Annotated in this window: 7 protein-coding genes; 5 read left to right on the top strand and 2 right to left on the bottom strand. The window is 71.7% G+C overall.

Going from position 1 to position 13,076, the window contains the following annotated elements; genetic code table 11:
* Nucleotides 1-144: 144 nt before the first annotated feature.
* Both ABEB03_RS30515 and ABEB03_RS30510 read right to left on the bottom strand, forming a co-directional pair.
* Nucleotides 145-1,320 (bottom strand): trypsin-like serine peptidase, encoded by a 1,176-nt coding sequence (locus tag ABEB03_RS30515; protein ID WP_345656109.1) that lies wholly within the window; start codon nucleotides 1,318-1,320, stop codon nucleotides 145-147.
* Between the two features lie 186 nt (nucleotides 1,321-1,506).
* Nucleotides 1,507-2,736: a trypsin-like serine peptidase gene (locus ABEB03_RS30510; RefSeq protein ID WP_345656108.1), complete on the bottom strand. Its 1,230-nt coding sequence runs from the start codon at nucleotides 2,734-2,736 to the stop codon at nucleotides 1,507-1,509.
* A 358-nt stretch (nucleotides 2,737-3,094) separates the two neighbouring features.
* Between ABEB03_RS30510 and ABEB03_RS30505 the strand changes: the two genes are divergently transcribed.
* The 5 genes from ABEB03_RS30505 to ABEB03_RS30485 all read left to right on the top strand — a co-directional run bounded on the left by ABEB03_RS30505 (nucleotide 3,095) and on the right by ABEB03_RS30485 (nucleotide 12,838).
* On the top strand, nucleotides 3,095-4,684 hold the full coding sequence (locus ABEB03_RS30505; RefSeq protein ID WP_425589325.1) for a diaminobutyrate--2-oxoglutarate transaminase family protein: 1,590 nt from the start codon (nucleotides 3,095-3,097) through the stop codon (nucleotides 4,682-4,684).
* Nucleotides 4,685-5,655: 971 nt separating this feature from the next.
* Entirely contained in the window at nucleotides 5,656-7,731 is a 2,076-nt protein-coding gene (locus ABEB03_RS30500; RefSeq protein WP_425589324.1) for an IucA/IucC family protein, read from the top strand.
* Between the two features lie 39 nt (nucleotides 7,732-7,770).
* Nucleotides 7,771-8,664 (top strand): GNAT family N-acetyltransferase, encoded by an 894-nt coding sequence (locus tag ABEB03_RS30495; protein ID WP_345656107.1) that lies wholly within the window; start codon nucleotides 7,771-7,773, stop codon nucleotides 8,662-8,664.
* Between the two features lie 57 nt (nucleotides 8,665-8,721).
* Nucleotides 8,722-10,773 carry an IucA/IucC family protein gene (locus ABEB03_RS30490; RefSeq protein WP_425589323.1) on the top strand — a complete coding sequence of 684 codons (2,052 nt, stop codon included), beginning with the start codon at nucleotides 8,722-8,724 and terminating at the stop codon, nucleotides 10,771-10,773.
* 88 nt (nucleotides 10,774-10,861) lie between these two features.
* A complete protein-coding gene (locus ABEB03_RS30485; protein WP_345656106.1) occupies nucleotides 10,862-12,838 on the top strand; it encodes an ATP-dependent DNA helicase in 1,977 nt (658 codons plus the stop codon).
* Nucleotides 12,839-13,076 lie beyond the last annotated feature (238 nt).

Below are 13,076 nucleotides of genomic sequence, written 5' to 3'. Positions count from 1 at the left end.
TCTCGCAGGGGGCGGGCCTTCGTCGTTCCAGGTGTGCGCGGTGCCGGTGACGGTGCGGTGCGGTGCCTACCGGCGTCGTGTGCGGCGGCGTTCCGCCGGGGTGGTGTGCCGCGGCGTTCCGCCGGCGCCGCACACGACGGTGCCTTACCGGCCGCCGTACTCCTTGCTCATGCTCTGGTAGAGCGCCTCGGCGCCCTTGCCGAGCTGCGGGCCCGCCAGCCAGGTGTTGTCGGACGGGCCGATCGACGTGTTGGAGACGAGCCTCGTCTCGCCGTCGACCACGCGGAACCAGCCGCCGCCGGAGGAACCGCCGGTCATCGTGCACCCGATCCGGTACATCGTCGGGAGCGCGGGGTCGAGCGAGAGGCGGCCCGGCCGGTCGACGCACTTGAACATGTCGAGCCCGTTGTACGGCGGTGCGGCCGGGTAGCCCCACGCCCCCATCGCGTCGACGTCCTGGGCGGACGGCGCCGAGAAGTCCACCGCCAGGGCGTTGCCGACGGTCTCCTCCAGGGACTTGCTCCCCTGCTCCGGCTTCACGTGCAGCACGGCGTAGTCGTACGGCGCGCCCGCGCCGCCCGTCTCGTCACCGCCCGAGATCCATTCGTTCGACGTGGAGGCCCAGTCCGCCCACCACTGACCGTAGGGCGCGATCTCCGACGCGGTGGCGCTGCCCAGCTCGGACTCGGACTTGCCCTGGTCGTTGTACGAGGGCACGAAGGCGATGTTGCGGTACCAGCCGCCGCTGCCGCCTGCGTGCACACAGTGCCCGGCGGTCCACACGAGATTGGACTTGCCGGGGTGGTTCACGTCCTTGACGACCGTGCCCGAGCAGACCATCGAGCCCTCGGGGGAGTCGAAGAACACCTTGCCGACCGGGGCGGCGTACTCGTGGTACGGGGTCTTCTCGGCCTTGGCGTCGACGGGCGCCGGATCGGGGTCGCTGACGCCCTGGTCGGCGGCCGCGTCCTTCGCGGAGATCGTCTTGTCGGGGTCCTTGGCCGACTTCATCCGCTCGGGCTTCCACAGCCCGTCGATCACCGGGTTGACGAAGTCCTTGGCCTCACTGAGCCACTTGTCCTTGTCCCAGTTCTTCCAGCCGCCGTTCTCCCACTGGTCGACATCGATGCCGTGCTCCTTGAGCCGGTCCTTGATGTCGCCCGGGATCTTGATCTTGTCGTCGCCGCCCTGGCTGACGGGCGTGCTCGGCTTGTCACTCGCCTTGTCGTCACCGGAGTCGCAGGCGGTGGCGGTGAGCGCCAGGGCCGCGACGAGTCCGGTGGCGGCGAACAGGCGCCTTCGCCGGTGAGTGGAACGCATGGTGCTGAAACCCCCGTTGGAGCTGATGTGTCATGTGCTGGTCAGATGCGGGATGACCGTGCGCGTGCCCGCCCGGACGCGGCACCCCACTGTGCGCGTGCGGTCGGGGACGAACGGCGGTGAGCCGGTGAAGTTCCCGTGAGCCGGCCCACCGCCGTCTGTCCGAGTGCCGCTACGTCCGTCGCGTCACTGCCCGGCGAACTTCTCGCTCACCGAGGTGTACACACCCTTGGCCACGTCGCCCAGGCGCGGGCCCGCCAGCCAGCCGAACTTGACCGGGCCGATCGAGGTGTTGGACACCAGCGCCGGTTTGCCGTCCGATCCCGCGGCCACCCAGCCGCCGCCGGACGAGCCACCCGTCATGGTGCAGCCGATGCGGTACATCGTCGGGTCGGCCTGCGTGACCGAGAGCCGTCCCGGCTTGTCCGTGCACTGGAACAGCTTCTGACCGTCGAACGGCGCGGCCGCCGGGTAGCCCGTGGCCGTGATGCTCGACACCTTCGGCACCGCCGGTGCGTTGAAGTTCACCGGGAGCGCGGAACCGACGGTCTCCTCGAGGGACTTGCCGTCGCTGCCCTTCTCCGGCGTCACATGCAGCACGGCGAAGTCGTACGGGGCACCCTGGCCGCCCGTGGAGCCACCCTGCTCGATCCACTGGTCCGAGGTCTGCGCCCAGTCGCTCCACCACACGCCGTACGGCGCGACCTGCTGCCGGCCGGCCTTCTCCAGCTGCGCGGAGTTCATCCCCGAGTCGTTGTACGAGGGCACGAAGGCGATGTTGCGGTACCAGCCGCCCTTCTTGCCGGCGTGCACGCAGTGGCCCGCGGTCCACACGAGATTGGACTTGCCCGGGTGCGCCGGGTCCTCGACCACCGTCGCCGAGCAGACCATCGTGCCCTCGGGGGCGTCGAAGAACACCTTGCCGGCCACCGGCACGCTGCCGTGGTACGCGGGCTTCACGGCCTGCGCCGTCACGGGAGCCGGGGTCGGATCGGTGACACCCTGGTCACCGGAGAGGTCGCTGTCGTCGACGCCCTTGTCCTTGTCGGGGTCGTCGGCCCCACGCATCCGGTCCGGGTCCCACAGACCCTTGATGATCGGGTTGATGAAGTCGTCCGCCTCGCGCAGCCAGTCGTCCTTGTCCCAGTTCTTCCAGGCGCCGTTCTTCCACTTGTCGACATCGATGCCGTGCTCTTTGAGCTTGTTCTTGATGTCGTCCGGAATCTTGATCTTGTCGTCGCCGCCCTGGGTCGCGGCCGCGCTGGGCTCGCCACCCGCCTTGTCGTCCCCGGAGTTGCAGGCGGTGGCGGTCAGCGCCAGCGCCGCGGTGAGGCCGATCGCGGCCAGCACGGGGGAGGTTCTGCGGCGCGCGCCCCTCCCTCGACGGGCGGCGAAGGGCGGACGTATGGATCGCATGGTGTAACTCCCCCTGGACGTCAGAGAACTGTGCGCTGTTGGTGCGGTGCGTACGTCGTGGTGTCCGGCGTACGCGTGCGTACGTGCGGCTTCGTACGGATCGGCCGAACCGGACCCCTGGTTCGGGACCTCGGGGAGCCGATCGACCTTGATCGTTCGATAAGGCTGAACGGCACCACACCTTATGCGGTCGCTGTGGGGGACATCCGACGGAACGGCAACGGTTCCGTCACGGCAAGGATCTTCGACTCACCCGCTTCCCCGGACGCGCCGCGTCGTTGGTACGTACGGGGGGCCTGCCGCCTGTGTTCAGAACCCCTCGCCAACTCGCCTGTGGACAGCGGGAGGACCTGTACTAGTGGCCGTGACCGAGTCTGCGGTGGTGCCGGTGGGAGCGACTGGGCCGTCCGAGGGGAAGCGGGCCGGTACGCCCGGAACCCCCGACACGGCGCCCGAAGCTGTTCCCGGAGCGTCCGAGGGGGCGCGCGCGGCGCACGAGGGGATTCTGCGGCGCCAATCGGCGCGCGAGTCGGCGGCCCGCACCTATGCGCGTGCCTTGCCGATCGTTCCCGTGAGGGCCCGCGGCCTGACCATCGAGGGCGCCGACGGACGCCGGTACCTCGACTGCCTCTCCGGCGCGGGCACCCTGGCCCTGGGCCACAACCATCCGGTGGTCCTGGAGGCGATCAGAAGGATCCTCGACTCGGGGGCCCCGCTGCACGTCCTCGACCTCGCCACCCCGGTGAAGGACGCGTTCACCACGGAGCTGTTCCGCACGCTGCCCCGCGAGTTCGCCGACCGTGCCCGGGTGCAGTTCTGCGGGCCGGCCGGGACGGACGCGGTCGAGGCGGCCTTCAAACTGGTGCGCATGGCGACCGGCCGCGCGGGCATGCTCGCCTTCACCGGCGCCTACCACGGGATGACCGCGGGGGCGCTCGAAGCATCCGGGGGCGCGACCGACGTACGTGTCGCACGCCTGCCGTACCCGCAGGACTACCGCTGCCCGTTCGGCGTCGGCGGCGACCACGGTGCCGAACTCGCCGCGCGCTGGACCGAGTCCGTGCTCGACGACTCCAAGTCGGGCGTACCGCACCCTGCCGGGATGATCCTCGAACCCGTCCAGGGCGAGGGCGGGGTGATTCCCGCGCCCGACGGCTGGATGCGGCGCATGCGCGAGATCACGGCGGCGCGGTGCATCCCCCTGATCGCTGACGAGGTCCAGACCGGCGTGGGCCGCACCGGCACCTTCTGGGCCGTGGAGCACAGCGGGGTCACGCCCGACGTGATGGTGCTGTCCAAGGCCATCGGCGGCAGCCTGCCGCTGGCCGTGATCGTCTACCGCGACGACCTCGACGTCTGGCAACCGGGCGCCCACGCCGGCACGTTCCGCGGCAACCAACTCGCCATGGCCGCGGGTGCAGCGACCCTCGCTCACGTCCGCGAGAACGGTCTCGCCGAACGCGCGGGCACCGTGGGAGCCCACATGCTGGCCCAACTGCGGGTGCTCGGCGACGACTTCCCCTGCGTCGGCGACGTGCGCGGCCGGGGCCTGATGATCGGTGTCGAACTAGTGGACCCCGAAGCGGCCGCGGACACCGCGGGAGGCCCCCGGCCCGCCGCGCCCGAACTCGCCGCCGCCGTCCAGCGGGAGTGCCTGCGCCGAGGACTCATCGTCGAGCTGGGCGGTCGCCACTCCAGCGTGGTGCGGCTCCTTCCTCCCCTCACCATCAGCGACGAACAGGCCACCGCGGTCCTCGACCGCCTCGCCGACGCCGTGGCAGTCGTCGCGCGAGGGGACCTGGGGCAGAGTGGAGTGCGCGCACCCATCGGCGGTCCCCGAGACGAGGAGAGACCACCCGGCGACGCATGCGGACCGCCGGGCGTGTGCCCGCCACGTACGGAGGGCACGCCGCGCGACGAGGGCGTGGGGCGGTGGCGGAGCCCATAGTGGGCGGGGGCTGCGGGAAGCGCTCGGCGGGACCGGGGCAGGGGCGCGGGAGCGGGCGGTACGTCCGGTGCGTTCGAAGCAGGGGGTACGTCCGGTGCGTTCGAAGCAGGGGGTACATCCGGTGTGTCCGAAGCATGCGGCGGGCGCGGCAGGGCCGCTCGGAGTCGCAGGGTCTGACGGACCGACAGGGCTTGATGGTCCAGCAGAGCCTGACGAATCGGCAGAGCTTGACGAGTCGGCAGAGCTCGATGAACCGGCAGAGCTTGATGAACCGGCAGAGCCCGCTGGCTCAGCAGAACCTGATGAATCAGCAGAGTCTGATGAATCGGCAGGGCAGGCCGGGGAGCTCGTCCAGTGCTGACGCGGCGGTTCGCCCGTCATGCTTCGACGCGGTCCGCCCGTTTCGCTCTTGCCCGGGTCGCCCGGCCCGCCCGTTCGTGGGGTGCTCGGCCCGCCACGGCGTGGGGCGCGCGTGCCGGCCGGTCGCGGGGGGTTCGGTCCAGTCAGCGCTGGAGCACTCGCTCCGGTCGGTGGGTGGGGTGTCCGCGGTGCGTCGGGCGAAGCGTGGTGCGACGGCAGTGGGGCAGGGCCCGCGCTCATCGTCCGAGCTCGGTGCCCGAGCACGAACGCCGAGTGCCCTTACGAGTCCGGGCGCCTGCCCGACGCCATCACCAGCCCGCGCGGAACGACCCGCCCGGCCTGACGGACCCGCCCGGCCTGAACGTCCAGCCCGAGCGGGGCGACCAGCCAGGCCTGAACGACCAGCCCGCCGTGCAGGGCGACCGGCCCGTGCAGGACGACCAGGGCGACCGGAGCGCCTGCCTGAGCCTGACCGTCGGCCCAGCCCGGACCACCAGCCCGTCCCGGAAGAGCCGGCCCCGTCCGAACCGACCGGGAAAGCCGAAGGCCCACCTACCCGTAACGACCGACTCATCGCCGCACGAGTCCGAACGACCCCACAAGGAACTCCCGTGAACGCCACCCCCGCACCAGACGGCCGCCCCGACAGCAACGAGCGCGTGGTCCGCGGCACACAGACCCCGCCGATGCCGGGAGCCGAAACGGTGCCCCGGCAGAAGGAGGGCGCCAGGGTGTCCGAGCGTCTGCATGGCGCCACCGCCGATCTGCTGGAACACCCTGACGCGCAGACCGCTGCACAGGCTGCGGCGGTCGAGAACCTGCTGCGCTGCTGGGTGCGGGAGAACGACGTGGCCGCCCCCGACGACGGCACGCTCCACATCCCCCTCCCCGCCAGCGGCACAAGCCTCCTGGTCCCCGTGCACTACTGGTCCGCCACGGGCTGGCACCGCTTCGGCCTGCCCTGTCTCGCCGGCGCCCCCGAGGGGGCACCGCCCGCGGACGCGGTGACCGTAGCCGCCCTGATCACCCGCGAAACGGCCACGGCAGCCGTGGCGGCCGACGGAACCGGAGCGGCCCGGGGAGCCGAAGGAGAAGGAACCGGAGCAGCCGGGCGAGCCGAGGAGACCGGGGCGGCCGGGAGGGCGGACGGAACCGGCGCAGCCGCGGGAACCGGGGAGCCCGGACACGGTGCCCGTGCTGAATACGGCGTCGGCCTCGCGGGAGCCGACCTCGTCGGCCGCGTCGCCGACTCCGTGCACCGCACCGCCGTCTTCATCAGCGACCGCAGACAGCGGCCCACGGACGCGCCCCACCTCTTCCTCGCCGCGGAGCAGGCGCTCCTGCTCGGTCATCCGCTGCACCCGACACCGAAGGGCCGCGAGGGGCTGTCCGAGGCCGAGGCCCGGCTCTACTCGCCTGAACTGCGTGGCTCCTTCCCCCTGCACTGGATGGCGATCGCCCCTTCCGCGCTCGCAACCGACTCGGCATGGACGGAGCGCGGCCGCCCCGTCTCCGCGGAGCAGCTCACCCTGCGGCTGGCGGGCGCGGAACTCCCGCTGCCCGCCGGGTACGCCGCCGCCCTGCCCCTGCACCCCTGGCAGATGCGCGAGGTACGGCACCGGCGCGAGACCGCCGAACTGATGGACGCCGGCCTGCTCAAGGACCTCGGCGCGCAGGGCGCCCCGTGGCACCCCACCTCCTCGGTCCGCACCGTCCACCGCCCCGACGCCCCGGCCATGCTCAAGCTGTCCCTGGGCCTGCGCATCACCAACTCCCGCCGTGAGAACCTCCGCAAGGAACTCCACCGCGGAGTGGAGGTCCACCGCCTGCTGCGCGGTGGTCTGTCCGAGCAGTGGCAGGCCGCACACCCCGGCTTCGACATCGTGCGGGACCCGGCCTGGCTCGCCGTCGACGGCCCGGACGGCAGCCCGCTGCCGGGGCTCGACGTCGTGATCCGCCACAACCCCTTCAGCCCGACGGACGACGCCGGCTGCATCGCCGGGCTGGTGTCACCCCGGCCGGCCGTGCTGCCCGGCAGTGGCAGGACGCTCGCGGACCGGCCCTTGATGCGGTCCAGGCTCACCGAGATCATCACCGGGCTCGCCCGGCGCACCGGTCGTCCCCGCGGCGCCGTCGCCACCGAGTGGTTCCTGCGCTATCTGCACCACGTCGTGCGCCCCGTGCTCTGGCTGGACAGCGAGGCGGGCATCGCCCTGGAGGCGCACCAGCAGAACACGCTGCTCCTCCTCGACCCCGAAGGCTGGCCCCGGGGCGGCCGTTACCGCGACAACCAGGGCTACTACTTCCGCGAGTCCAGGCGCGCGGAGCTCGACGCGAGGCTGCCCGGCATCGGCACCCACAGCGACACCTTCGTCTCCGACGAGGTCACCGACGAACGCTTCGCCTACTACCTCGGCATCAACAACGTGTTCGGCCTCATCGGCGCGTTCGGGTCCCAGCACCTCGCCGACGAGAGGCTGTTGCTCGCCGCCTTCCGCCGATTCCTCGTCGACGTGGCCACCGGATCCGCCCGGCTACGCACCCCCCTTCCTGCCCTGCTGCTCGAATCACCGGTCCTGCGCTGCAAAGCCAACCTGCTGACCCGACTGCACGGCCTCGACGAGCTCGTCGGGCCCGTCGACACCCAGTCCGTCTACGTCACCATCTCCAACCCCCTTCATTCCTGAGGAACATGCCCCACCCCGTCTCCTGAGAGGAGCGTCGCCGTGCCTCCCACCGACGCGAGCACCGACGCCGACACCCCACCGGCCCCCGTCCCGGGACGTGCCGACACATCCGGCTGCGAATCCGGCACCGACACGAGTCCGCCCTCGGACCCTGACCTGCGCTCCTACGTGAGTGCGGACGTCGAGGACACCCTCGACCTGCGCCTCCCCGAAGAGCTCCTCGCGTACTTCGCGGAGACAGCCGACGGGCGGGGCGGGGCCGTCCCGGGGGCCGTGGACGGAGCCGCAGGGGGCCGGGGCGGCGGCGCAGGCATCCCGCAGGGCGGCGCGACGGAGAGCACGTACGTCGCGTCGGCGGACGTCGACCTGCTCGATCGCGTGGGCGGCTGGGGGCCGACCACCACCCCCGTCGGCGTCTTCCAGCTCGTCCCCGTCCGAGTCGAACGCGACCTGACCCTGATCACCCGCTGGATGAACGACCCGGTCGTGGCCGAATTCTGGAAACTCGCCGGGCCCGGGTCCGTCACCGAAGAACATCTGCGCCTCCAACTCGACGGCGACGGGCGCAGCGTGCCCTGCCTCGGACTGCTGGACGGCACCCCGATGAGCTACTGGGAGATCTACCGCGCGGATCTCGATCCCCTGGCCCGCCACTACCCCGCCCGACCGCACGACACCGGAATTCACCTCCTCATCGGTGGCGTCGCCCACCGTGGGCGAGGGCTCGGCTCTGCCTTGCTCAGAGCCGTGGCCGACCACGCGCTCGACTGCCGCCCTTCATGCGCGCGTGTCGTCGCGGAACCCGACCTTCGCAACACCCCCTCCGTCTCCGCCTTCCTGAGCGCCGGCTTCCGCTTCTCCGCCGAGGTCGACCTGCCCGACAAGCGGGCAGCCCTCATGGTCCGAGACCGGGCCCTGCGCGATCTGTTGTAGCGCCGTCACTCTTGGTACACCGCTCGTCCCGTTCCGGTTCCCTGTCGAGGAGTCCCCGTGCCGAATTTCTCCGCAAACCCGGTCTCCGCAGCGACGCCCTCCCTGTACGACCCGCCTGAGCTGCGCGAAGACCGATGGGAGCGGGCCGGCCGCCGCCTGCTCGCCAAGATGATCGGCGAGTTCGCGTACGAGGGGATCATCGAGCCGGAGCCGGAGCCGGAGCCGGAGCCGGAGCCGGAGCCGGAGCCGGAGCCGGAGCCGGAGCCGGAGCCGGAGGCCGCGCCCGCGGCCAAGCTCGGCCACGGGCCAGACCGCGGCCACGGGACAGGGCGCGGGCTGGGGCCCGGCGCCGGGCCAGAGCGGGGGCGAGGCGACGTACCGGAGTCGCATGAGCACGAGGCGGGGCCAGGGGAAGGGCATCCGGTCGCGACCGCAGGCCCACGCACCCCCCTCTCCCGCTACTCCCTCCCGGTCGACGACGGGGGCATCCTCTCCTTCCGCGCCCGTCGCACCGCGTACGGCAGTTGGCGGGTGGACCCCGAATCGCCCACTCTCACGGAGCGGGACGGGGAACCGCGGCCCTTCACCGACCCGATCCGGTTCCTCACCCGTGCCCGCGGCGTGCTGCGACTGGACGGGGCGACGCTCGGCCACGCCATCCGCGAGATGAGCACCACCCTCGCCGCCGACGCGCGCCTCGACCACGACGCTCTCACCGCGGCCGAGCTCGCCGAGCTGGGGTACGCCGAACTGGAGGGCCACCAGACCGGGCACCCGTGGCTCGTGCTGAACAAGGGGCGCCTCGGCTTCTCCGCACGGGACGCGGGCGACTGGGCGCCGGAGGCCCGGAAGGCGACGGCCCTGCCCTGGATCGCCGTGCACGTCTCGCTGGCCGCCTACCGCGGCGTTCCGGGCCTCGACACAGCGGAACAGCTCTACGCGCGCGAGCTCGCCCCCACCGTCAGGGAGTCCTTCGACGGTGTCCTCCGCGCGCGCGGGCTCGCCCCGGAGTCGTACCTCTACCTGCCCGTGCACCCCTGGCAGTGGGACGACGTCGTGCTGCCCCTGTTCACGTCCGACGTCGCCGCGGACCGGATCGTGCCCCTGCACTCGGACGGCGACCTGCGCCTGCCGCAGCAGTCGATCCGTACGTTCCTCAACGTCTCGCGCCCGGACCGGCACACCCTGAAGCTGCCGTTATCCGTCCTCAACACCCTGGTGTGGCGGGGCCTGCCGACGGAACGGACGCTCGCGGCCCCCGCCGTCACCTCCTGGATGCACGGCCTGCGCGACACCGACCCGTTCCTGCGCGACACCTGCGGGGTGATCCTCCTCGGCGAGGTCGCCTCCGTGACCGTCGGGCATCCGGTCTACGACGGCCTCCCGGAGGTGCCCTACCAGTACAAGGAACTGCTCGGGGCGATCTGGCGCGAGCCGCTCTTTTGTCGGCTCGCCCCGGGCGAACGCGCCCGCACACTGGCCGCGCTGCTGCACACCGATCCGCACGGCCGCGCCTTCACCGCGCAGCTCGTCGGGCGCTCGGGGCTCGCGCCGAAGGCCTGGCTGCGCCGCCTCTTCGGCGCACTGCTGCCGCCGCTGCTGCACTTCCTGTACCGGTACGGCACCGTGTTCAGCCCACACGGAGAGAACGCGATCGTCGTCTTCGACGACCACGACGTACCGGTCCGGCTCGCCGTGAAGGACTTCGTGGACGACGTCAACGTGAGCGCCGAGCCGCTTCCCGAGCACGCGTCCATGCCCGACGAAGTACGACGGGTGCTGCTCGCCGAGCCCCCCGAGTTCCTGATCCAGTTCATCCACTCCGGTCTCTTCGTGGGAGTGTTCCGCCACCTCGGACCACTGTGCGAAGAACAACTGGGCGTCCCGGAGGACGAGTTCTGGTCTCTCGTACGCGCGGAGATCGTCCGCCATCAGACGCGGTTCCCGGAGCTGAAGGACCGCTACGAGATGTTCGACCTGCTCACGCCCCGTATCGAGCGCCTCTGCCTCAACCGCAACCGGCTGCACCTCGACGGCTACCGTGACCGCCCCGACCGCCCGCACGCCGCCGTCCACGGCACCGTCCCGAACCCCCTGCACCAGCCTTGATCACACATCCCGCACCCGTCTCGATCACGTCCGTCGCGGTCGCCGTGATCGCCCGATTGTCAGTGGAGCCCCGTAGGGTGGCAGCGCTATGACGAAGCCCTCACTCCCCGAACTCCTGCATGCCGCCGTCACCGCCGTCGGCGGCACGGAGCGCCCCGGCCAGGTGACCATGGCCGAAGCAGTCGCCGACGCCATCGACGACAGCTCCCACCTGCTGGTCCAGGCGGGCACCGGCACCGGAAAGTCCCTCGGCTATCTGGTGCCGGCCCTCGCGCACGGGGAGCGGGTCGTCGTGGCGACCGCCACCCTGGCGCTCCAGCGACAGCTCGTGGAGCGGGACCTGCCCCGCACCGTCGACGCGCTGCACCCCCAGCTGCGCCGCCGGCCGGAGTTCGCCATGCTCAAGGGCCGGTCGAACTATCTGTGCCTGCACCGCCTGCACGAGGGAGTGCCGCAGGACGAGGAGGAGGGCCTCTTCGACCAGTTCGAGGCAGCCGCGCCCACCAGCAAGCTGGGCCAGGACCTGCTCCGGCTGCGGGACTGGTCGGACGAGACGGAGACGGGCGACCGCGACGACCTCACGCCGGGCGTGTCCGACCGCGCCTGGGCCCAGGTGTCCGTGTCGTCCCGCGAGTGCCTGGGCGCGAGCAAGTGCGCGTACGGAGCGGAGTGCTTCGCCGAGATGGCGCGCGAGCGGGCCAAGCTCGCCGAGGTCGTCGTCACCAATCACGCGCTGCTCGCGATCGACGCCATCGAGGGCGCGCCGGTGCTCCCGCAGCACGAGGTGCTGATCGTCGACGAGGCCCATGAACTGGTGTCCCGGGTCACCGGCGTGGCCACGGGTGAGCTCACCCCGGGCCAGGTCAACCGCGCGGTCCGCCGCGCCGCCAAACTCGTCAACGAAAAGGCCGCGGACCAGCTTCAGACCGCCGCCGAGGGCTTCGAGCGCCTCATGGAGCTGGCACTGCCGGGACGCCTGGAGGAGATCCCGGAGGACCTCGGGTACGCCCTGATGGCACTGCGCGACGCCGCGCGTACGGTGATCTCGGCGATCGGCAGCACCCGTGACAAGTCCGTCCAGGACGAGGACGCCGTGCGCAAGCAGGCCCTCGCGTCCGTGGAGAGCATCCACGACGTGGCGGAGCGCATCACCAACGGCTCCGAGTGGGACGTGGTCTGGTACGAGCGCCACGACCGCTTCGGTGCCTCGCTCCGAGTGGCTCCGATGAGCGTGTCCGGGCTGCTCAGGGAGAAGCTGTTCGCCGACCGCTCGGTCGTGCTGACCTCGGCGACGCTGAAGCTCGGCGGCGACTTCAATGGGGTCGGGGCCTCGCTGGGACTCGCCCCCGAGGGCACGGAGGGCGACGACCTTCCACAGTGGAAGGGCGTCGACGTCGGCTCGCCGTTCGACTACCCGAAGCAGGGCATCCTCTATGTCGCCAAGCACCTGTCACGCCCCGCGCGGGACGGCGACCGCGGGGACATGCTGGACGAGCTCACCGAGCTGATCCAGGCCGCCGGCGGTCGTACGCTCGGGCTGTTCTCCTCGATGCGGGCGGCCCAGCTCGCGGCCGAGGAACTGCGGTCGCGCATCCCGGAGTACCCGATCCTGTTGCAGGGCGAGGAGACGCTCGGCGAGCTGATCAAGAACTTCGCGGCCGACCCCAAGACCTGTCTGTTCGGCACGCTGTCCCTGTGGCAGGGCGTCGACGTCCCGGGGGCCAGCTGCCAGCTGGTCGTCATGGACAAGATCCCCTTCCCGCGTCCGGACGACCCGCTGATGAGCGCCCGCCAGAAGGCGGTCGAGGACGCCGGCGGCAATGGCTTCATGGCGGTCGCCGCCACGCATGCCGCGCTCCTCATGGCCCAGGGCGCGGGCCGTCTCGTACGGGCGTCGGGGGACCGTGGCGTCGTTGCCGTACTGGACCAGCGCCTGGCCACGGCGCGCTACGGCAGCTATCTGAAGGCGTCGCTGCCGGACTTCTGGTACACGACGGATCGCAATCAGGTCCGCAGGTCGCTCGCCGCGATCGACGAGGCGGCCCGGAAGACGGAAGAGGCGTAACACGGGGCGGGCCGCCGAACACGGGGGCGGTCGGCGCACCCGCCGATGGCCGTCCGCGCGCCTCCGGCCGACCGGGTTGCCGTGCTGTCCCTCCGGCCGACCGGTGGCCGTCCGAGCGCCTTCTGCAGACCGGTGGCCGCCCGGCCGCCTGTGCCTTTACAGCCGACCGACCGGTGGCCGCCCGGCCGCCTGTGCCTATATTGCCGACCGACGGGTGGGCGCCCGCACCGTCTCCGGC

This window comes from Streptomyces siamensis (genome assembly GCF_039543605.1).
In the GTDB taxonomy this organism is placed as follows: domain Bacteria; phylum Actinomycetota; class Actinomycetes; order Streptomycetales; family Streptomycetaceae; genus Streptomyces; species Streptomyces siamensis.
Note: the sequence above shows the minus strand (reverse complement) of the source record. Positions and strands in the feature narration are given on the sequence as shown.

Coding starts and splice junctions, on each gene's coding strand:
- ABEB03_RS30515 (WP_345656109.1), bottom strand. CDS start 1,320: ATGCGTTCCACTCACCGGCGAAGGCGCCTGTTCGCCGCCACCGGACTC.
- ABEB03_RS30510 (WP_345656108.1), bottom strand. CDS start 2,736: ATGCGATCCATACGTCCGCCCTTCGCCGCCCGTCGAGGGAGGGGCGCG.
- ABEB03_RS30485 (WP_345656106.1), top strand. CDS start 10,862: ATGACGAAGCCCTCACTCCCCGAACTCCTGCATGCCGCCGTCACCGCC.